This window comes from Stenotrophomonas sp. 115C5 (assembly GCF_056861055.1).
Genome location: NZ_JBSPUQ010000001.1, coordinates 203,918 through 225,315 on the forward strand (window position 1 = coordinate 203,918; position 21,398 = coordinate 225,315).

16 protein-coding genes and 2 pseudogenes are annotated in these 21,398 nt (G+C 67.8%); 12 read left to right on the forward strand and 6 right to left on the reverse strand.

The features are described from left to right. Positions 1–59: 59 nt before the first annotated feature. The 9 genes from pstC (at position 60) to rnt (ending at position 7,118) form a co-directional block, all read left to right on the forward strand. On the forward strand, positions 60–1,028 hold the full coding sequence (pstC, locus tag AC13FN_RS01020) for a phosphate ABC transporter permease subunit PstC (RefSeq protein ID WP_197579631.1): 969 nt from the start codon (positions 60–62) through the stop codon (positions 1,026–1,028). Beyond that, positions 1,028–1,891: a phosphate ABC transporter permease PstA gene (pstA, locus tag AC13FN_RS01025; RefSeq protein ID WP_049436509.1), complete on the forward strand. Its 864-nt coding sequence runs from the start codon at positions 1,028–1,030 to the stop codon at positions 1,889–1,891. The genes pstC and pstA overlap by 1 nt, the downstream gene beginning before the upstream one ends. A gap of 19 nt (positions 1,892–1,910) precedes the next feature. Then, positions 1,911–2,741, forward strand: coding sequence for a phosphate ABC transporter ATP-binding protein PstB (gene pstB / locus AC13FN_RS01030; protein ID WP_005408788.1), 831 nt, complete (start codon positions 1,911–1,913; stop codon positions 2,739–2,741). A 76-nt stretch (positions 2,742–2,817) separates the two neighbouring features. Further along, positions 2,818–3,525: a phosphate signaling complex protein PhoU gene (phoU, locus tag AC13FN_RS01035; protein WP_482984296.1), complete on the forward strand. Its 708-nt coding sequence runs from the start codon at positions 2,818–2,820 to the stop codon at positions 3,523–3,525. Between the two features lie 259 nt (positions 3,526–3,784). Then, complete coding sequence (locus AC13FN_RS01040; protein ID WP_019337649.1) at positions 3,785–4,141, forward strand: hypothetical protein; 357 nt, start codon at positions 3,785–3,787, stop codon at positions 4,139–4,141. Beyond that, complete coding sequence (locus tag AC13FN_RS01045; protein ID WP_049436508.1) at positions 4,128–5,003, forward strand: HvfB family MNIO-type RiPP peptide maturase; 876 nt, start codon at positions 4,128–4,130, stop codon at positions 5,001–5,003. The genes AC13FN_RS01040 and AC13FN_RS01045 overlap by 14 nt, the downstream gene beginning before the upstream one ends. Further along, the gene (locus AC13FN_RS01050; RefSeq protein ID WP_197644789.1) at positions 4,996–5,751 is read left to right on the forward strand and encodes an HvfC family RiPP maturation protein; all 756 of its coding nucleotides are present in this window, start codon (positions 4,996–4,998) and stop codon (positions 5,749–5,751) included. Before AC13FN_RS01045 ends, AC13FN_RS01050 begins: the two co-directional genes overlap by 8 nt. Before the next feature lie 26 nt (positions 5,752–5,777). Next, complete coding sequence (locus AC13FN_RS01055; protein ID WP_049411501.1) at positions 5,778–6,299, forward strand: HvfX family Cu-binding RiPP maturation protein; 522 nt, start codon at positions 5,778–5,780, stop codon at positions 6,297–6,299. Positions 6,300–6,467: 168 nt separating this feature from the next. After that, a complete protein-coding gene (rnt, locus tag AC13FN_RS01060) occupies positions 6,468–7,118 on the forward strand; it encodes a ribonuclease T (RefSeq protein ID WP_014036542.1) in 651 nt (216 codons plus the stop codon). 125 nt (positions 7,119–7,243) lie between these two features. Here rnt and AC13FN_RS01065 read toward each other — a convergent pair whose 3' ends face one another. The 3 genes from AC13FN_RS01065 to AC13FN_RS01075 all read right to left on the reverse strand — a co-directional run bounded on the left by AC13FN_RS01065 (position 7,244) and on the right by AC13FN_RS01075 (position 12,592). Further along, complete coding sequence (locus tag AC13FN_RS01065) at positions 7,244–10,270, reverse strand: two-component regulator propeller domain-containing protein (protein WP_401743588.1); 3,027 nt, start codon at positions 10,268–10,270, stop codon at positions 7,244–7,246. A gap of 177 nt (positions 10,271–10,447) precedes the next feature. Next, entirely contained in the window at positions 10,448–11,857 is a 1,410-nt protein-coding gene (locus tag AC13FN_RS01070; RefSeq protein WP_010486233.1) for an ATP-binding protein, read from the reverse strand. A 6-nt stretch (positions 11,858–11,863) separates the two neighbouring features. Then, on the reverse strand, positions 11,864–12,592 hold the full coding sequence (locus tag AC13FN_RS01075) for a response regulator (RefSeq protein WP_005408779.1): 729 nt from the start codon (positions 12,590–12,592) through the stop codon (positions 11,864–11,866). 204 nt (positions 12,593–12,796) lie between these two features. On the opposite strand from AC13FN_RS01075, the gene AC13FN_RS01080 reads away from it, so the two are divergent. The 3 genes from AC13FN_RS01080 to AC13FN_RS01090 are packed head-to-tail and all read left to right on the forward strand — an operon-like array spanning position 12,797 to position 17,429. After that, the gene (locus AC13FN_RS01080; protein ID WP_043402608.1) at positions 12,797–14,038 is read left to right on the forward strand and encodes an efflux RND transporter periplasmic adaptor subunit; all 1,242 of its coding nucleotides are present in this window, start codon (positions 12,797–12,799) and stop codon (positions 14,036–14,038) included. Next, positions 14,035–15,993, forward strand: a complete 1,959-nt coding sequence (locus AC13FN_RS01085; protein ID WP_049436505.1) for a MacB family efflux pump subunit — start codon at positions 14,035–14,037, stop codon at positions 15,991–15,993. Before AC13FN_RS01080 ends, AC13FN_RS01085 begins: the two co-directional genes overlap by 4 nt. Next, positions 15,990–17,429, forward strand: a complete 1,440-nt coding sequence (locus AC13FN_RS01090) for an efflux transporter outer membrane subunit (protein ID WP_482984295.1) — start codon at positions 15,990–15,992, stop codon at positions 17,427–17,429. The genes AC13FN_RS01085 and AC13FN_RS01090 overlap by 4 nt, the downstream gene beginning before the upstream one ends. A gap of 73 nt (positions 17,430–17,502) precedes the next feature. Here the strand turns inward: AC13FN_RS01090 and rlmB are convergent. The 3 genes and pseudogenes from rlmB to rnr form a co-directional block, all read right to left on the reverse strand. After that, a pseudogene (gene rlmB / locus AC13FN_RS01095) lies at positions 17,503–18,246 on the reverse strand (23S rRNA (guanosine(2251)-2'-O)-methyltransferase RlmB); the annotation flags it as partial. 155 nt (positions 18,247–18,401) lie between these two features. Next, positions 18,402–18,884 carry a GFA family protein gene (locus AC13FN_RS01100; RefSeq protein WP_010486247.1) on the reverse strand — a complete coding sequence of 161 codons (483 nt, stop codon included), beginning with the start codon at positions 18,882–18,884 and terminating at the stop codon, positions 18,402–18,404. Positions 18,885–19,003: 119 nt separating this feature from the next. Then, positions 19,004–21,232: pseudogene (gene rnr, locus AC13FN_RS01105) on the reverse strand (ribonuclease R); the annotation flags it as partial. Between the last annotated feature and the right edge of the window lie 166 nt (positions 21,233–21,398).

Consider the following 21,398-nt stretch of genomic DNA (forward strand, 5'->3'; position numbering starts at 1 on the left):
CGCGGGCACCGCCTCTTCCACGCCGTGCCGCCCCGCCCCTTCCTGGCCCTGCCGTCCCCATGAATGCCATCGCCCAGCCTGTAGCAGCCCCGTCCACGCGTGATACGCGTGATGCCCGCAACGACAAACTGTTCCGATGGGTGCTGGTCGGCACCGTCATCTTCGTCCTGATCGCCCTGGCCTGCGCCGCACTGTCGATGCTGTGGGGCGGCCGTCATGCCCTGCAGATGCAGGGCCTGAGCTTCTTCTTCTCCGCTGACTGGAATCCGGTCGAAAACAAGTTCGGCGCTCTCGCCCCGATCTACGGCACCCTGGTCACCGCGCTCATCGCGATGGTCATCGCCGTGCCGGTCAGCTTCGGCATCGCCTTCTTCCTCACCGAAGTCGCGCCGCGCTGGCTGCGTGGTCCGATCGGTACCGCCATCGAACTACTGGCCGGCATTCCCTCGATCATCTACGGCATGTGGGGCCTGTTCGTGCTGGTGCCGGTGATGACCGAGTACGTCACCCCGTTCCTCAACGAAACCCTGGGCGAGATGCCGATCATCGGCCCGCTGTTCCAAGGCCCGCCGCTCGGCATCGGCATGCTCACCGCCGGTTTCGTGCTGGCCATCATGGTCATTCCGTTCATCTCCTCGGTGATGCGCGAAGTGTTCCTGACCGTGCCGACCCGACTGAAGGAATCGGCCTATGCGCTGGGTTCCACCAAGTGGGAAGTGAGCTGGGACATCGTCCTGCCCTACACCCGCTCGGCGGTGATCGGCGGCATCTTCCTCGGCCTCGGCCGCGCTCTGGGCGAGACGATGGCGGTGGCGTTCGTTATCGGCAACAGCGTGCGCCTGTCGCCGTCGCTGCTGGAACCGGGCACCACCATCGCCGCGCTGATCGCCAACGATTTCGGCGAAGCCACTGAAACCTACCGCTCGGCCCTGCTGCTGCTCGGCTTCGTCCTCTTCATCGTCACCTTCGTGGTGCTGGCCATCGCCCGCCTGATGCTGATGCGCCTGTCTCGCAAGGAGGGCAACTGATGTCCACCACCGCTGATTCGCTGTACCTGCGCCGCCGCATCGGCAATGTCATCGCCATCGCCGCATCGTGCGCCACCGCCCTGTTCGGCCTGTTCTTCCTGGGCTGGATCCTGTTCACCCTGGCCTCCAAGGGCCTGGCCGGCATCAACTGGGATCTGTTCACCAAGATGACGCCGCCGCCGATGCAGGAAGGCGGCCTCGCCAACGCCTTCTTCGGCAGCGCGGTGATGTGCGCGCTGGCGATCGGCATCGGCACCCCGCTGGGCGTGCTGGCCGGCACCTGGCTGGCCGAGTACGGCAACGCCCGCAAGGCCGGCACCGTGGTCCGCTTCGTCAACGACATCCTGCTGTCGGCGCCGTCGATCGTGCTCGGCCTGTTCGTCTACACCCTGTACGTGATGCAGACCGGCGGCAACTTCTCGGCGTTCGCCGGTGCCCTGTCGCTGGCCTTCATCGTGCTGCCGGTGGTGGTGCGCACCACCGACGAGATGCTGCGCCTGGTGCCCTCGCAGATGCGTGAAGCGGCCCTGTCGCTGGGCATCCCGCAGTGGAAGGTGATCGTGCAGGTGCTGTACCGCAGTGCCTCGGCCGGCATCATCACCGGCATCCTGCTGGCGCTGGCCCGCATCTCCGGCGAGACCGCGCCGCTGCTGTTCACCGCCTTCGGCAACCAGTACTGGAACAACAACATCTTCCAGCCGATGGCCTCCGTGCCGGTGGTGATGAACCAGTTCGCCGGCAGCCCGTATGAATCCTGGCAGGTCCTGGCCTGGGCCGGTGCCCTGGTGCTGACTGTCTTCGTGTTGCTGGTCAGCCTTGCCGCCCGCGGCATCCTGCTGCGCAACCGTATCTCCCATGACTGACCTTTCCGTGGATAACGCCATGAACGACCTTTCCAACGCCGTGCCGATGCAGCGCATCGCCGTGCCGTCCTCGCACGAGAGCCTGCACACGCCGTCGCCGGTGAAGCTGGCTGCGCGTGGACTGGACTTCTACTACGACAAGTTCCACGCCCTGAAGGGCATCAACCTGGAAATTCCGGAAAAGCGCGTGACCGCGCTGATCGGTCCCTCCGGTTGCGGCAAGTCGACCCTGCTGCGCATCTTCAACCGCATCTACGCGCTGTACCCGAAGCTGGAAGCGCGCGGTGAAGTGCTGCTGGACGGCGAGAACATCCTGTCGCCGAAGTACCCGATGAACCGCCTGCGCAGCAAGGTCGGCATGGTGTTCCAGAAGCCGGTGCCGTTCCCGATGACCATCTTCGAGAACGTGGCCTACGGCATCCGCCACCACGAAAAGCTGAGCAAGGCCGACATGGCCGACCGCGTCGAGCAGGCGCTGCGCCAGGGCGCGCTGTGGGACGAAGTGAAGGACAAGCTGGGGCAGAGCGCGCTGGGCCTGTCCGGTGGCCAGCAGCAGCGCCTGTGCATCGCCCGTGCCGTGGCGCTGCGCCCGTCGGTGCTGCTGCTGGACGAGCCGACCTCGGCGCTGGACCCGATCTCGACCAGCCGCATCGAGCAGCTGGTGGAAGAACTCAAGCACGAGTACACCATCGTGATCGTCACCCACAACATGCAGCAGGCCGCGCGCGTGTCCGACTACACCGCCTTCATGTACCTGGGCGACCTGATCGAGCACGACCGCACCGAGGTGATCTTCTCGCAGCCGTCGCAGCGGCAGACCGAGGACTACATCACCGGTCGCTTCGGCTGAAACGGCAGTCGAGCGTGGCTCGGCTCTACAGACAACGGCAGTCGAGCATGGCTCGACTCTACAGAGTGGAACAACCATGAATCTTCCCAACGACCACATCGTCAAGAGCTACGACGAAGAGCAGCAGCGCCTGGTGGCCGAAATCGTGCACATGGGCGAGATGGCCGTCGCCCAGCTCGAAGCGGCGATGGACGTGATCGAGAAGCGCGACGAGAACGCCGCCCATCGCATCATCGCCAACGACGAAGCGATCGATGCGCTTGAGCAGCAGATCAGCCACGACGTGATGCGCCTGGCGCTGCGTGGCCCGATGGCGCGCGACCTGCGCGAGATCCTCGCCGGCCTGCGCATCCCGGCCGACATCGAACGCATCGGCGACTATGCGGCCAACGTCGCCAAGCGCTCGATCGCGCTGGGCAAGGTGCCGCCGCTGCCGCAGATCCAGGGCCTGCGCGCACTGGGCCGCCTGGCCGCGCAGCAGGTGCGCCGCGCCATTGCCGCCTACCGCGACAACGACGCCGACGCCGCACTGGCACTGCGCGAGGACGATGCCCGCCTGGACGCGCAGTACACCGCGCTGTTCCGCGAGCTTCTGACCTACATGATGGAAGACCCGCGCAACATCACCCCGTGCACGCACCTGTTGTTCATGGCCAAGAACCTGGAGCGCGTGGGTGACCACGCCACCAACATCGCCGAGAACGTGTGGTTCCTGGTGCACGGCGAGCAGCCGCTGCCGCCGCGCGAGAAGCGCGACGAGACCTCCAGCACCGGCCAGCCCTGACGCTGCACTGCAACACCGGAGTCGACTCCAAGGTGGCCGCTGTCCTGGTGACAGCGGCCTTCCTGTTTCTGGGCGTTCCACCCGCGTTGTGGGCGCCGGGCTTGCCCGGTGCGAACCTTCCGGATGCTTCTGTAACAAACCTCACGAAAATTTGAGGTCTTGGCGAGGATTCGTTGAGTAGGATCGCTGCACCATCGTTTCCACCGGCATCCCTGCCGGCCACTCGGGCACCCGCCCACACCACCCAGGAGCACGACCGATGAGCAGTTCCAACAAGACCCTGTCCCTGCTGACTGCTACCGCCCTGGCCGCCGGCCTGGGCATGACCGCCAGTGCCTCGGCGCTGAGCATGAGCGACCTGGCCCAGGGCTATCTGGTGGCCGGCCAGGCAGCCAAGGCCAGCACCGATGCCAAGGCAGCAGATACCAGGATGGCCGCCGACGCGACCAAGCACGCCGAAGGCAAATGTGGTGCCGACGGCAAGAGTGCCGAAGGCAAGTGCGGCGCCGACAAGGGCAAGGCCGCCGGTGCCGCGGCAGGCGCCAAGGCCAAGACCGGCGACAAGAAGGCGGCCGAGGGCAAGTGCGGCGAAGGCAAGTGCGGTGCCAAGCACTGACGTCCGCGCCAGCGCCGTCCACCTGCGGTCGCCGCTTCATGCGGCGGCCGCCGGGTTGGGGCTGCGCAGGGCGCTGCTGCAGGATCTGCGCGATGCACCGGCGGGTGACTTCGATTTCCTCGAATGCGCACCGGAGAACTGGATCCATGTCGGTGGCCCCGCTGGGGATGCGCTGGCCGAACTGGCGCAGCGCCATCCGTTGAGCTGCCACGGCCTGTCGTTGTCGCTGGGCGGCAGTGCGCCGTTGGATACGCAGCTGCTGGAACAGGTCGGCCAATTCCTGGAAAAGCACCGTGTGCCGCTGTACAGCGAGCACCTGAGCTACTGCAGCGACGACGGCCACCTCTACGACCTGCTGCCGATTCCGTTCACCGACGAAGCGGTGCGCCATACCGCCGCACGCATCGCCCGCGTGCAGGACCTGCTGGGTCGCCGCATCGCGGTGGAAAACGTGTCCTACTACCTGGCACCGGAGCCGGCAATGGACGAACTGGCCTTCACCAAGGCCGTGCTCGCCGAGGCCGACTGCGACCTGCTGCTGGACGTCAACAACGTCTACGTCAACGCCTGCAACCATGGCTACGACGCCGACGCCTTCATTGCCGGGCTGCCCGCAGAGCGCATCGTCTGCCTGCACGTGGCCGGGCACCTGGACGAGGCACCGGACCTGAAGATCGATACCCATGGCAGCGCGGTGATCGACCCGGTCTGGGAGCTGCTGGCGCGTACCTACGCGCGCATCGGCCCACGCCCCACCCTGCTCGAACGCGATTTCAATTTCCCGCCCTATGCAGAACTGCAGGGCGAACTGCAGACCATCCGCCGCCTGCAGGCCGCGCACGCCGGGGCTGCACATGGCTGACGCCACCGACACCCTGCGCGCGCAGCAGCACGCGTTCACCGCTCACCTGCGCGATCCACATGCGGTGCCTGCACCGGCCGGCCTGGAGCCACGCCGGGTGGCGGTGTACCAACGGCTGCTGTTCAACAACCTGCTCGGCCTGTTGAGCAACGGCTTCCCGGTCTGCGTGCGCCTGCTCGGCGAACCGGCCTGGAGCGGACTGGTGCGCCAGTACTTCGCGACCCATCGCTGCCAGACGCCGCTGTTCACCGAACTGGCCGCCGAATTCGTGCAGTGGCTGCAGGCCCAGCCACAGCTGCCGCACCCGGCGTTGGCCGAACTTGCTCATTACGAGTGGGTGGAAACCGCGCTGTACCAGCTTCCTGCCGAGCCTCTGCCTGCGCCGGGTGGCATCGACCCGCTGCGGGTGCCGCTGCAGCGCTCGCCACTGGCATGGCCGCTGCTGTATCAGTGGCCCGTGCACCGGCTCGGTGCCGAGGACGCACCGTCACAACCGCCGGCGGAACCGACCGGCCTGCTGGTTCGTCGCGAGGCCGATGGCGGGGTGCGCTTTGCCGTACTCAGCCCGCTGGCGGTGTACCTGCTGTCCAGCATCGGCGAACACCCTGGCCTCGATGGCCATGGCTACCTGCGGCACCTGGCCGCCGCGCACGGCCTGGCCGAGGACGCGCTGGCCGGACCCGGTGCCGCGCTGCTGCAGCAGTTCCTGCAGGCCGGCGTGATCGGCCCGCTCGCAGTCCCCGGCTGACGCCCCCTTCCCCCGGAGAACCACCGATGAACCTCCCGACCCTGGCCGCCGTGCGCGGCCAGCTGGACCGTCTCGCCCCCTGGCTGGCCCCGCTCGGCCTGCGCCTGCTGCTGGCCTGGGAATACTTCGAATCCGGCCGCGAAAAACTGCACGGCCAGAACTGGTTCGCCGACCTGCAGGATGCCTTCCCGTTCCCGTTCGACCAGCTGCCGGCCACCCTGAACTGGCAGCTCGCCACGTGGTTCGAACTGATCGGCGCGGCCTGCCTGCTGGTTGGATTCGGCACCCGGTTTGCCGCGGCCAGCCTGCTGGTGCTGACCGTTGTGGCCACCTATGCAGTGCATTGGCCGATGGAGTGGAACTCGCTGTCTGACCTCGCCATGGGCTACGCGATCACTGACCAGGGCTTCGGCAACTTCAAGCTGCCGGTGCTGTTCATGGCGATGCTGCTGCCACTGATCTTCACCGGCGCCGGCAGGCTGAGCGTGGATGCGTGGTTGGCGCGGTGGCAGCCATCGGGCACGACGGCACGGCCCGCAGTCCGGTAAATGCCGACCCTGGTCGGCGCGCACCGTGCCAACCAAGGTTGGCACCTACCGGAATCCTGAGCGTGCGGTGCCCGGTAGGTGTCGACCTTGGTCGACACACGACCACGCAGGGAACCCATGCACAGAAGGCTGGCCGGGCGCTCAGGGTCGCTCTGCTAGAATTCACGCATGACTGACCCCACGCCCGCACCTGCCGCCGCTCCCGATTCCGCAGTACCCCAGGCGCAGCGCGCGATGTCACAACGCTTCCGCGGCTTCCTGCCGGTGGTGGTGGATGTGGAAACCGGCGGCTTCGACAGCCAGCGCAACGCCCTGCTGGAAATCGCCGCCGTGCCGATCGAGATGGACGAGAACGGCCTGCTCTACCCCGGCCAGACCGCCAGCGCCCACGTGGTGCCGGCCGAAGGCCTGGAGATCGACCCGAAGTCGCTGGAAGTGACCGGCATCATCCTCGACCACCCGTTCCGGCTGGCCAAGGAAGAGAAGGCCGCGCTGGACCACATCTTCACCCCGGTGCGTGCGGCGATGAAGAAATACGGCTGCCAGCGCGCGATCCTGGTCGGCCACAACGCCCATTTCGATCTCGGTTTCGTCAATGCGGCGGTGGCCCGGACCGGTCACAAGCGCAATCCGTTCCATCCGTTCAGCGTGTTCGACACAGTGACCCTGGCCGGCATCGCCTACGGGCAGACCGTGCTGGCACGTGCGGCCACGGCCGCCGGGCTGGGTTGGGATGCCAACGAGGCGCACAGCGCGGTGTATGACACCGAGCAGACCGCGCGGTTGTTCTGCACCATCGCCAACGCCTGGCCGCGCTAAGGCAGCGCTTTCTGTAGAGCCGAGCCATGCTCGGCTGCGCCTTTTTCCGCGCTGTCGCGCTGTAGTCGAGCATGGCTCGACTCTACCGATCGATAGAGGCATATCCACGCCACGCGCGGATGTGATCAACCGATGCTCGTGCGATCGCGGCCGTCGCTCTTGGCGCGGTACAGCGCGCGGTCTGCGCGCTGGTACAGCAGCGCCGGGGTGCGGTCGTCGGCGTCCAGCTCCACCAGCCCCGCACTGAAGGTCACGCGCAGGCCGTCCACACCGGCCCAGTCGGGGTGGTCATGGAACAGGCCGCGCAGGCGTGCACACAGCTGTGCGGCTTCCTCCAGGCGGGTGTCGTTGAGCAGCAGCGCGAACTCTTCGCCACCGGTCCGCGCGGGCAGGTCCGAGTCGCGGCTGGCGGCGGCGATCAGCCGCGCCACCTGCACCAGCACGGCATCACCGATGCTGTGGCTGTGGCGGTCGTTGACGTCCTTGAAGTGGTCGATATCCAGCACCACCAGGCACAGCGGATGACCACTGCGCTGCGAACGCGCGAAGTCGCGGGCCAGGGTTTCATCGAAGGCACGGCGGTTGGCCAGGCCGGTCAGCGCATCTTCGCGGGCCTGCCGTTCGAAGGCCTCGGCCTGGCGTGCCAGGCGCTCGGCCAGTTCGGTCTTTTCCTGGTTCAGCGCCTGCAGGTGCACGGTCTTCGCCTGCAGGTCGAAAGTGGCCTCGTCCACCCGCCGCGCCAGGCGCAGGTTGCTGGCCTTCAGCTGCTGCAGCAGCAGGCGGTACAGCGCCACCAGCCCGGCCAGCAGCAACAGTCCACCCAGCCCCTGCACACTGCGTCGCTGCCACCAGAACGGCTCCACGGTGAAGCTCCATACCGCTTCCTGCTGGCCCCAGCTGCCACTCGGATGGGCAGCGGCCACGTGCAGGGTGTAATCGCCCGGCGGCAGGCCGACGAACTCCACGCTGCGCTGCGGGCCGCGTTCGACCCACCCCGCATCCAGGCCATCCAGCCGCGTGCGGTAGCGGATCCGGTCAGACATCAGGTAGCTCAGGCCGACATAGCTCACCGTCAAGCGGCGGCCGCCGGGAATGTAGTTGCGGTCCGGGCCCTCCCAATGCACCGGTGCGCCATCCACCTGCACGCTTTCAATCGCTGCCGGCGGTGAAAGGCGCTCGCGGAAGCGCTGCAGGCGTTGCGGGTCAACGGTGCTCAGGCCTCCGGCGGTGACCACCCAGAACGTGCCGTCCTGGCGCAGGATCGCCGATGGCCCGGAGCTGCCGTTGGCCTGCGCGTTGGCCATGCCGTCGATCTCGTTGTAGCGCTCCACCATCACCCGGGGTGCGCGGCCATCGGCCACGGCGTTGAGGGTGGCCATGTCGGTGCGCAGTACACCGCGGTTGCTGCTGATCCACACATTGCCAAGGCGATCCGGCACCAGCTGGAACACCGCATCCACCGGCATGCCCTGCTCCAGCCCCACCCGCGCCAGCGTGCCGTTCCGCCAGCGGTACAGGCCGCGGTCGCTGCTGATCCACATCGCGTCGCCCAGCTGATGGAAGCCGAACACGCTGCGGCCACCGCCCAGCGGCGCCAGGTCGATCGACTGCACGTGGTCGCCGCGCAGCACGCGGATTCCCTCGATGGTGCCGATCCACAGGTTGCCCTGATGATCGTGTTCAAGCGCGGTGATCAGGCCGCCAGGCATGCCCGGGACGTTCGATACCTGCACGCGGTCACCGTCGATGCGGACCACGCCCTTCTGCGTGCCGGCCCAGACCACGCCCTGCGGGTCCACGCTGATCGCACGGATGTTGCCACCCGGCATGCCATCGGCGGCGGCATAGTTGTGCCGCAGCCGGCCGTCACGACCAAGACGGTAGACGCCATCGCCGAACGTTCCGACCCACAGGTCACCGTCCGGGCCCTGCGCCAGGCTGAGCACCGAAGGTGCCTTGCCGCCGCGGTTGTGCAGCGGCATCGCACGGAAGTGGCCATCGGCGGTCTGCAGATCGAGGCCGCTGGCACTGCCGACCCACAGCTGGCGGTCGCGGTCCTCGAACACGGTGCGCACATAATCACCACTGAGGCCATCGCGCTCGGTGTAGCTGCTGAACAGCGTTTCGCGCAGGCGGTACAGTCCACCGTTGGCACCGACCCAGATGCTGCCCTCGGCATCCTCGCGCAGGCTGACCACGCGTCCACCCGGCAGGTTCAGGCCCGCCGGCAGCCGCTCCAGGCCATGCGAGGAGATCCGCAGCAGGCCCTGGTTCTCGGTGCCCAGCCACAGGTCTCCATGGCGATCCTGCAGCATCGAGGTCAGGTGCAGCTGGCCCGGCAGGCGGTGCATCAGCACCAGCTGATCATCTTCCACGCGGTACAGGCGCTCGCCGGCGACGATCCACAGCGCGCCGTCCGGAGCGCGGTACGGCCACGACAGGCCACTGCCGGCGCCCAGCCCCCACGCCGCGGGCGCCCGCTTGAGCACGCCGTCGTTGTCGCGCAGCACCAGCCCGTCCAACGTACCGGCCCAGACCCGGTCCTGCGCATCGACCACCAGCTTGGTGAAGCTCATCGCCATCGGCAGGTCGGCGGCCGGCGCCTGGTAGACGATGCCGGTGTCCGGCGTCAGATAGCCGATGCCCTTGCCTTCATAGAGCAGCCACAGGCGGCCCTGGCTGTCCATCTGCATGGACTGGATCAGTACCTGCGGGGTATCGGCCTGGTGCTCCCAGACCCGCCACTGGCCATCGTTACCGCGGTGGCTGACGTTGCCGCGCGAATCACTGATCCACAGCCCACCCTGACGGTCGACGAACAGCGCACCGATGCCGTTGTCACGCAGGCCCGGGCGGGTGCTGCGGTCGAACACGGTGAAATCGAGGCCGTTGTATCGCACCAGGCCTTCCCAGGTGGCGAACCACAGGTGGCCTTCGGGGGTCTGCGCGATGTCGCGCAGCGAGTTGTGTGGCAGGCCGTTGCGCGACGTCCATACATCGATGGCGTAATCGCGCAGCGGCGGTGCCCCCTCCTGCGCAGCCACCGGCAGTGCAAGGGCCAGCAGCAGCCACAGCAGGCCCTGTCGCAGCCATCGACCGATATCTGATCCGCAGCGCTCCGCCCAGCGCCCGATGTCCCCCTGTCCGGCCATCAGTGCAGCGGCGGCGGCCAGGCAGGGCTGCCGGGCCTGGCAGCATGCGGGAACTGCCAGGCAGCGCTGAACGGCATGCCGGCGGGAACGGGCTGGCTCATCGGGGGGAAACTGGGAAGATGCGCAGATGATAGGCCAAACCCGGCCCACGGCGTCACCATCGCCAGCCGCGAAGACTCAGCCCGCGCGCCCCGGCGGCGTTACCTGTGCACTGGCCGGCCACTGCACTACCGCCTCCAGCCCGCCTTCGGCGCGGTTGCGCAGCCACAGCCGCGCGCCATCCTTCTCGGCCAGAGCGCGGGCGATGGTCAAGCCCAGACCGGCGCCGCCGGTTTCGCGCGAACGCGAGGTCTCCACCCGCACGAACGGGTCGAACACGGCTTCCAGCTGATCCTCGGCCAGGCCGGGGCCGTCGTCGGCCACCACCACGGTGATCGCGCCGCCACTGCGCTCGACCCGTACCCGCACCCGGTAGGCGTACATCACCGCGTTGTCCACCAGGTTGGAAAACAGGCGGTGCATGGCCAGCGGACGCAACATCAACACCGCTCCGCTGCCCCCTTCGAAGACGACATCACCGCCGCCCTCGGCGGTATCTTCAACGATGCTCTCCAGCAGCGAATCCAGGTCCAGTGCGGCACGCTGCTCGGCGCTCTCGGCACTGCGCGCCAGCTCCAGGCCTTCGCGCACCAACGCCTGCATCGCGGCCAGATCGCCGATCAGGCGCTCGCGAAGTACCTCGTCGCTGACATTCTCCAGGCGCAGGCGCAGGCGGGTCAGCGGGGTCTGCAGGTCATGGGTGATCGCCGCCAGCATCTGTGTGCGCTCGGCCAGGTGCCGCTGCAGGCGGTGCTGCATGGCGTTGAAGGCTTCGGCGGCACGCTGCACCTCGCGCGGCCCGCGCAGCGGAAGGGGATCGCGCTGCAGGTCGTCGCCCAGGTCTTCGGCGGCGGCGGCCAGCTCCTGCAACGGCGCGCTGGCGATGCGCGCGACGATGTAGGCCAGCACCGCGATCGCCAGCACCAGCAGGGTCAGGAACCACGGATCAACGGCGAGGATGCCGTTATGCGCCACCGCCGGCGAATCCAGCGCCAGCTTCAGCAACGTGCCGTCGTTGAGGGTCACGTCGACCGCACGGCACTTGGGCGGGATGAATGCCGGATCACGCTCGCGCGGGTGCTTGCGATGCCCGGGCGGCGGCGGCGGCAACAGGTCCTGCAGCTTGGGAATGCAGGAGCGGAACGAAGCGAAGTGCACATGCGCGCGTGCGACCGGCCCCGGCCGGTCATCCAGCACTTCCATCAACGCCGTGTCGGCCCGCCCCAGGCGTGCGCCGGGTTGCAGCGCGCGCACGCTCGGCCCACCGATTTCGAGCAGGCGCTCACGCAGTTCGGGATTGCCGTCGAGCAGGTTGACGTAGCCCTGCAGGCGATCGGCGATGCGGTTCAGGTTCTGCCGCTCGAACTCCTGCTGGCGCTTGGAGGTGGCCAGCATGGTCGCGCCGATCGCGGCCACGCTCATGCCCAGCAGCAGGATCACGAACAACCGCCCGACCATCGAGGACAGGAAATGGCGCAGGCGCTTCATCGCGGCTTATTCCAGGTTCACCGAGGAGGCCAGTACATAGCCTTCGTTGCGTACGGTCTTGATCAGTCCGTCCGGGCCACCATCGTCGCCCAGCTTGTTGCGCAGGCGGCTGACCTGCAGGTCGATCGCGCGATCCTGTGCCTCGTAGTTGCGGCCACTGCTGAGCGCGACCAGCTGCTCGCGCGACAGCACCTTGTTGGCATGGGCGATGAACACCCGCAGCAGGCGGAACTCGGCGCCGGACAGCACCACCACGCGATCGTCCGGGTCCACCAGGTGGCGATGCTCCAGATCGAACACCCACCGCGAGAAGCGCGCACGGCGCACCGCCAGCGGCTCCAGGTTGGCCGGCAGCGCCTCGGTCCGGCGCAGCACGTTGCGGATGCGCGCCAGCAGCTCGCGCGGTTCGAACGGCTTGGCCAGGTAGTCGTCGGCGCCCATTTCCAGGCCCAGCACGCGGTCGATCGGCTCGGCGCGTGCGGTCAGCATGATCACCGGCGTGTTCGAGCGCGCGCGCAGGTCGCGGCACAGGGTCAGTCCATCCTCGCGCGGCAGGTTGAGGTCCAGCACGATCAGGTCCACATGCTCGCGGTCCAGCAACTGGCGCATGGCGGTGCCATCGGCGGCCGTACTCACCTGGTAACCGGCACGGCCGAGCTGCTCGGCCAGCAGGGTGCGGATGTCGTTGTCGTCGTCGACGATCAGCAGTCGATGCATCGTGTTTTCAGTCTCCATGTCGCGATCATCCCGTGTCGGCAGCTGAACCGCATCCGGGGCAATGCGTACCAGTGTATCCACCCGTGGGTGGGATACCTGTGGTTACGCGTATTCACCGACAGTGTTACATAGAGACATACCCCGAGGATTGAGCCGCCCATCGCCCGGTCTTCACAATGCCCACCAACGCCGCCGCCGCGGCCCCGAGAGTGAAGCCACGACGTGACGTTCCGCCTGCTGCCCGCGACCCGCCGGGGTCGCCTGATACTGATCGCCCTGCTTGCCCTTGCCGTCGCCGCAGCCGCCTGGTGGCTGCTGCGCAAGCCCGCCGCCCCGGCGGTGGCGACCACGCCCGTCAGCCGTGGTGACATCGAGCAGACGGTGGAGGCCACCGGTGTGATCGACGCCTACAAGCTGGTCAGCGTCGGCGCCCAGGCCTCGGGCCAGATCAAGTCGCTGAAGGTACAGCTGGGCGACACGGTGAAAGAAGGCGACCTGATCGCCGAGATCGACGCCACCACCCAGCAGAACCAGGTGCTCAACGCGCAGGCCTCGCTGGACCAGGTCACCGCCCAGCGTGCCGTGCAGCAGGCCACCCTGCGCCAGGCCGAACTGGAATTCGCGCGCCAGCAGCAGATGCTGGCCGCCGAAGCCACCTCGCGCCAGGAATACGATGCCGCCGAGGCACAGCTGAAGACCGCCCGCGCCCAGCTGCAGTCCTACGAGGCACAGATCAAGGGCCGCGAAACCGAGCTGGGCACCGCCCGCGCCAACCTGGCCTACACCCGCATCACCGCGCCGATGGACGGCACCGTGGTGGCGGTGGTGGCCGAGGAAGGCCGCACCGTGAACGCCAACCAGACCGCACCGACCATCGTCATGCTGGCGCGGCTGGACGTGGTCACCGTCAACGCCGAGATCTCCGAGGCCGACGTGGTCAAGATCAAGGCCGGTATGCCGGTGTACTTCACCACGCTGGGTGACCCGGACCGCAAGTACCACGCCACGCTGCGCCAGATCAATCCGGCGCCGGCCTCGATCGCCAATGAAAACTCGTCCAGTTCCAGCAGCTCCTCCAGTTCCAGCTCCAGCAGCGCGGTCTACTACAACGCGCTGTTCGACGTGGAGAACCCGGACGGCACGCTGCGCATCGACATGACCGCCCAGGTCTCGGTGCTGCTGAAGCAGGCCAAGAACGTGCTGATGGTGCCAGCGGTGGCGCTGGGACCGAAGCGCCGTGGCGACGAGCGCATGGTGCGGGTGCTGGACGACAAGGGCCAGCCGCAGCCGCGCAAGGTCAGCGTGGGCATCAACAACGGCGCCTCGGCCGAAATCCTGTCCGGGCTGAAGGAAGGCGAGCGCGTGGTGGTGGGCGAAGCCGGTGCGGCCGGTGCCAGCGCCGGCGGCGGCAACCGCGGCGGCATGCAGATGCGGGTCGGCGGCCCGGGCATGGGGCGCCGATGAGCACGACGGCGCCGCTGCTGCGCCTGCGCGACCTGCGACGCGAATTCCCGGCCGGCGATGATGTGATCGCCGTGCTGCGCGACGTCAATCTCGACATCCACGCCGGTGAGATGGTGGCCATCGTCGGCCAGTCCGGCTCGGGCAAGTCGACGCTGATGAACATCCTCGGCTGCCTCGATCGCCCCACCCGTGGCAGCTACCAGGTGGCCGGCCGCGAAACCGGGAAGATGGAACCGGACGAGCTGGCCGAACTGCGCCGCGAACATTTCGGTTTCATCTTCCAGCGCTATCACCTGCTGGGCGACCTGGATGCGCGCGGCAACGTGGAAGTACCGGCGGTGTATGCCGGCAGCCCGGGCGCAGTGCGCAACGCGCGTGCCGAGCAGCTGCTGCAGCGGCTGGGCCTGAGCGACCGCATGCACCACAAGCCGGGCCAGCTGTCAGGTGGCCAGCAGCAGCGCGTGTCGATTGCACGTGCCCTGATGAACGGCGGCGAGGTGATCCTGGCCGACGAACCCACCGGCGCGCTCGACACGAAATCCGGCGAGGAAGTGATGGCGATCCTCGGTGAGCTGCACGCCGAAGGCCACACCATCATCATCGTCACCCACGACATGAGCGTGGCCGAACACGCACAGCGCATCATCGAGATCCGCGACGGCGAGATCATCGCCGACCGCGCCAACCCGAACGCACCCACCTACCGCGCGCAGCGCGAGGCCAGCACCGGCGTCGCCCGCGGCAACAGCTGGCGGGCGGCCCGCGACCGCTTCACCGAAGCGTTCCGCATGGCCCTGCTGGCGATGAACGCACACCGGCTGCGCACCTTCCTGACCATGCTCGGCATCATCATCGGCATCGCCTCGGTGGTCTCGGTGGTGGCGCTGGGGAATGGTTCGCAGCAGCAGATCCTGCAGAACATCAGCGCGCTCGGCACCAACACCATCGACGTCTATCCGGGCCGTGGTTTCGGTGACATGCGCTCGGCGCGGGTACAGACGCTCAAGGCCAGCGATGCCGATGCACTGGCAAAGCAGAGCTACGTGGACAGCGCCACGCCCAGCGTGTCGACCTCGGTCACCGCGCGTTACCGCAACCAGTCCTCCACCGCCCAGGTCAGCGGCGTCGGCGAGCAGTTCTTCCGGGTCAAGGGCGTGACCCTGCTCAGCGGCAGCTTCTTCGACAGTGACGCGGTGAAGGGCCTCGGCCAGGTGGCGGTGATCGACGAGAACACCCAGACCCAGTTCTTCCCCGATGTCGATCCGGTCGGCCAGGTGATCCTGCTCGGCAACGTGCCGGCGCGCGTGGTCGGCGTGGCCAAGCGCCAGAGTTTCGGTTTCGGCGGCAGCACCAGCCTCAGCGTGTGGGTGCCGTACACCACGGTGATGTCGCGCATGCTCGGCCAGAGCCACGTCTCCAGCATCACCGTGCGCGTTGACGACGACACGCCAATGGATGCGGCGCAGGAAGCAATCACCCGCCTGCTGACCCTGCGCCATGGCACCGAGGATTTCTTCCTCAGCAACAGCGCCGAAATCCGCCAGACCATCGAACAGACCACGCGCACAATGACGCTGCTGATCGGCGCCATCGCCGCCATCGCGCTGCTGGTCGGTGGCATCGGCGTGATGAACATCATGCTGGTGTCGGTGACCGAGCGTACCCGCGAGATCGGGGTGCGCATGGCCGTCGGTGCGCGGCAGAGTGATATCCGCCAGCAGTTCCTGATCGAAGCGGTGCTGGTGTGCTTGCTCGGCGGTCTGCTCGGCATCGGCCTGGCGCTGCTGCTGGGCTCGATGATCGGCCGCTTCGCCAGCGACTTCCAGGTGCTGTTCTCCACCGCCTCGATCGTTGCCGCCTTCGCCTGCTCGACCCTGATCGGCGTGGCGTTCGGCTTCCTGCCCGCGCGCAATGCCGCGCAGCTCGACCCGGTGGAGGCTCTGGCCCGCGAATGAAGATGATGACCCGACTGCCCTTCCCTGCTCCCTCGCGCCTGCTGCTGGCGGGCGCTGTTCTGCTCGCCCTCTCAGGCTGTGCATCGGTGGGCCGCTACCCGGTGCAAGCCCCCGACGTGGCGGCCAGCTACGGGCGTGGCGACGCCACCCTCAATGCACCCGCCGACGACCCGCGCAGCAGCCTGGATACATCCGGCCGCGACATCCGCCAGGACACCTGGTGGACCGGCTTCGGCGACGAACGACTGGACCGTCTGGTGGCGCAGGCGCTGGCCGCCAACAGCGATCTGGCCGCCGCCGGTCTGGCCGTGCAGCGTTCGCGCCTGCAGGCTGGCCTGGCCAGCAACGCGCTGTGGCCGCAGCCTTCGTCTTCCGGGGTCAGTGGCAGCGCCAGCCGCGCCACCGACCAGGCTGATGACTGGCGTCGCAGCTATTCCACCGGCGTTTCGCTGGGCTGGGAGGTCGATCTGTGGGGCCGCCTGCGCACCCAGCGCGACATCGCCCGCTGGGAAGCCGAGGCCAGCGAGGAAGACCGGCAGAACACCGCGCTGCTGGTGATCGGCGACACCATCACCCAGTACTGGAACCTGGCCTATCTCAACCAGTCGATCGCCACCGGCCAGGCCAACCTGGAGCGGCTGGAACGTACCCGCGAACTGGTCCAGGCCCGCTTCGACGCCGGTGCGGTATCGCGCCTGGAAGTACGCCAGGCACTGCAGAACCTGCAGTCGCAACGTTCCGCACAGAGCGCGCTGGAACAGCAGCGGGTGGAAGTGCGCAATGCGCTGACCGTGCTGCTGGACGGCACGCCGTGGCCACAGCAGGACGAACCGCAGGACCTGCTGGCCGCACGCAGCCCCGGGATCAACGAAGGCCTGCCGACCGACCTGCTCGGCCGCCGTCCCGACCTGCGCGCAGCCGAACTGCGCCTGCGCAACAGCCTGAAGACCATCAAGGTCACCGCGACCCAGTACTACCCGGCATTGAGCCTGACCGGCAGCCTCGGCTCCAGTGCAACCTCGCTGGGCGATGTGCTGCGCAACCCGGTGGCCACGCTGGGCGCCGGCCTGTCATTGCCGTTCCTCAACCTGCAGCGCGCGCAGCTGGATACCGACATCGCCGGTACGGCGTACCAGATTGCTGCAACCAACTTCCGCAAGACGCTGTACACCGCGCTCTCGGAAGTGGACAACGCGCTGTCGGCACGTGAGCAGCTGGCGCGCCAGGTGGCGGCCTCGCAGGCTTCGTATCACGAAGCGGTGGAAGTAGAGCGCGCGCAGGAAGTGCGCTACCGCGTGGGTGCCACCGATCTGCGCACCTGGCTGGAGGCACAGCAGACCCGGCGCGACGCCGAGCTGTCACTGGCGCGCGTGCGCCAGGGCCAGCTGAACAACGACGTGACCCTGTTCAAGGCGCTGGGCGGCAGCGCGGGCTGAGGCCCGTCCTGTAGAGCCGAGCCCACGCGCGGCGGCGCGTCGGGGCAGCCGAGCGGGGGCGGGGCTCGACCGCTCCACCGCGCGGGCGCACGGCCTCGAACAGGCTGACGCCGGCGGCGACGGAGACGTTCAGGCTCTCGATCTCGCCCGGCATCGGGATCTTGACCAGGCCATCGCAGTTCTCGCGGGTCAGTCGGCGCAGGCCGTCGGCTTCGCCACCCAGCACCAGGGCGATGTTGCCCTTCAGGTCCAGCTGGTACAGCGAAGCGGTGGCTTCGCCGGCCAGACCATAGATCCACACGCCCTGCTTCTGCAGGTCCTTCAGGCAGCGCGACAGGTTGGTCACCGCCACCACCGGGATCAGATCGGCGGCACCGGCCGAGGTCTTGCGCACGGTGGCATTGACCGTGGCCGACTTGTCCTTGGGGATGATCACTGCGGTCGCACCGGCGGCAGCGGCCGAACGCAGGCAGGCGCCGAGGTTGTGCGGGTCCTGCACCTCGTCCAGCACCAGCAGCAGGGCCTTGCCCTCGGCGGCAGTGACGAGGCCTTCCAGCTCGTTCTCGCTGTAGGTACGGGCGGCGGCATAGCGCGCGGCCACGCCCTGGTGGCGCACCGAACCACCCACGCCATCCAGCGCCTGGCTGTTCACCTTGCGCACGTCGATGCCCTTGCGGCGGGCATTTTCCTCGATCTCGGTCAGGCGCGGGTTCTTCGCACCGGCCTCGACCAGCACTTCGCGGACGTTCTCGGCGTCGTTCTCGATGGAGGAGGCGACGGCGTTGACGCCGACAATCCACTGGCTGTTCTTGCTCATGCGGGCGGGGACCGGAAAGGGGGTGGCTATGGTAGAGCATCGGCGGGCCGGGCGCTGCGGCGGGCCCGCCTGTAGAGCCGAGCCTGCACCCGGCGGCCCTGGGTTCAGGCTGCGACGACCTGCCAGCCGAGCGTGGGCTCGGCTCTACAGGTGCGTTACCGGCTGCGCGGCGGCCAGTGCGGAGTGTCGTGATCGGGGTGCTGGTGGGACACGATCGTGGCCAGGAAATCCAGCGCGGCGATGTCTTCCTCGGTACGACGGGCCGGCAGGCTGGCCAACGTATCGACGAACGGCAGCTTGCGCTCGACCCCGTACTGGATCGTCGGCGGCAGGCGCTCGGGTTCGTCAAAGGCACCGGCCGCCACCGCCACGCCGTCCGGCGCCTCGTAGGTCAGCGGCGTACCGCAGTCAGCGCAGAAGCCACGCCGCACCACGTTGGACGACTGGAAATAGCGCGGCTGGCCGCGGGTCCAGCTGAACTGCACGCCGCGCACCGAGACCAGCGGCGCGTAGTAGGCACCGAAGGCCTTCTGGCACATCCGGCAATGGCAGATCGAGCTGTCGGTGAGCGCGCCACGCGCCTGGAAGCGGATCGCGCCGCACTGGCAGCCGCCACTGTATTCGGGTTGACCCTGCATCTGCGGTCCTCCGTAACGTCGTGCCAACCAAGGTTGGCACCTACCGGGTGAGGGATGTGCCAACCAACGGTTGGCACCCACCAGCTGAAGTAGGTGCCGACCGTTGGTCGGCACACCTTTCAATACTGCTTCTTCGTCCGCTTGGCCGGCTTGCCGCGCTCCGGCAGTGGCGGCAGGCCCTCGCCTTCGTCCTCGCCCTTGTGCTCGACCAGGCGGAAGTCGATCTTGCGTTCTTCCATGCTGGCCTTCAGCACCAGGATCCGCACGCGATCGCCCAGACGGTAGCTGCTGCCGCGGCGCTCGCCGGTCAGCGTCTTGCGGGTCGCGTCGAACTTGTAATAGTCCTGCGGCAGCTGGGTCACGTGCACCAGGCCCTGCACTTTCGACTCATCCAGCTCGACGAACAGGCCGAAGCTGGTCACGCCGCTGATCACGCCATCGAACTGGCCACCCACGTGCTTTTCCATCCACGCCGCGCGGTAACGCTCGTCGACCTCGCGCTCGGCTTCATCGGCACGGCGCTCACGCTCGGAGCACTGCAGCGCCAGCGCAGCCATTTCGCGCGCGTTGTAGGTGAACTTGTCCAACGGCTTGCCGGACAGCGCATGCTTGATCGCGCGGTGCACCAGCAGGTCGGGATAGCGACGGATCGGCGAGGTGAAGTGCGCGTACGCCTCCAGCGCCAGGCCGAAGTGGCCGTGGTTCTCCGGGCTGTAGATCGCCAGGCTCTGGCTGCGCAGCAGCACCGATTCCAGCAGCGTGGCATCGGGGCGGTCGCGGATCTTCTTCAGCAGCTTGGTGTAGTCACCCGGGCGCACCTTGGACCACGGCGGCAGGCTCAGCTTGAACTCCTTGAGGAATTCCAGCAGGTCGGCGTACTTGGTTTCCGGCGGCTTCTCGTGGATGCGGTACGGGGCCGGCACGTGGCGCGACAGCAGGTACTTCGCTGCCTCGACGTTGGCCGCGATCATGCATTCCTCGATCAGCTTGTGCGCGTCGTTGCGCACCAGCATGCCGGCCTGGGTCACTTCACCGCGGTTGTCCAGCACGAAGCGTACTTCACTGCTTTCGAACTCGATGGCACCGCGCTTGGCGCGTGCCTTGGACAGCACCTTGTACAGCTGGTGCAGGCGCTGCACCTGCGGCAGCAGGTCAGCCATCCAGGCCTTGGTATCGGCATCGTCCTCGCCCACCGCCTTCCACACCTGGGTATAGGTCAGGCGCGCGTGCGAGTTCATCACCGCCTCGTAGAAGCGCGAATGCGTGACCAGGCCGTCGCGGTCGATCTGCATGTCGCAGACGAAGCACATGCGGTCGACCTTCGGCATCAACGAACAGATGCCGTTGGAGAGCGTCTCCGGCAGCATCGGCACCACGAAGCCGGGGAAGTAGACCGAAGTCGCACGCTTCTGCGCTTCCTCGTCCAGCGGCGTGCCGGGACGGACGTAGTTCGAAACATCGGCAATCGCCACCACCAGGCGGAAACCGTCGGCATTCGGCTCGCAGTACACCGCGTCGTCGAAGTCCTTGGCATCTTCACCGTCGATGGTGACCAGCGGCGTGCTGCGCAGATCGACACGGTCGCCGATCATCGCCGGTTCAACCACCATCGGCACCGAGGCGGCTTCGTCCAGCACCTCCTGCGGGAACTCGAACGGCAGCTCGTGGCCGTGGATGGCGGTCTCCACCACCAGCGATGCGGTCAGCTTGTCGCCGAGCACGGCGATGATGCGGCCGATCGGCGGGCGGCGGCTGTCCGGCGCCTGGGTCAGTTCGCAGACCACCAGCTGGCCATCGCGCGCGCCACCGGTCTGGTCCGGCGGTACCTGCACGTTGCGCTGGATGCGCTTGTCGTCGGGCACCACGTAATTGATGCCCATTTCAATGCTGAAGCGACCGATCAGGCGGGTCATGCCGCGTTCGAGCACGCGCGCAATGCTGCCTTCGCGACGGCCACGGTGGTCGATGCCGGTCACGCGGGCCAGCACCTTGTCACCGTGCATGACCTTGCGCATTTCATACGGGGGCAGGAACAGGTCGTCGCCCCCCTCGACCGGGCGCAGGAAGCCGAACCCTTCCGGGTTGGCGATCACCACGCCGGTGACCAGGTTCAGGGTCTGGATCGGGGCGAAGCCGCCACGGCGGTTCTGCACCAGCTGGCCATCACGGACCATGGCACCGAGCCGGCGCGACAGCGCTTCGGCACGATCGGGTGCGGTCAGGCCCAGGCGTGCGCCCAGTTCCTCGGCGGTCTGCGGCCCTTCGCAGCGCTCCAGCAGGGCCAAGATGGCCTCGCGGCTGGCGATGGGCTGTTCGTATTTCTCCGCTTCACGCGCGGCATAGGGATCGTCGATCACCTTGCCGGTCGGCGGCAGCTTGCGGCCCGGGGTCGGGCCTGGCGCGTCAGTATTGCGGACCTTGCGGCCACGCGGTGGTGCGCCGCCTTCATTCAATTCGGGGAACCAGCCCGGCAACGGCTTGCCCGGCTTGGTGGTGCGGGCTGCGCCCGCCTTG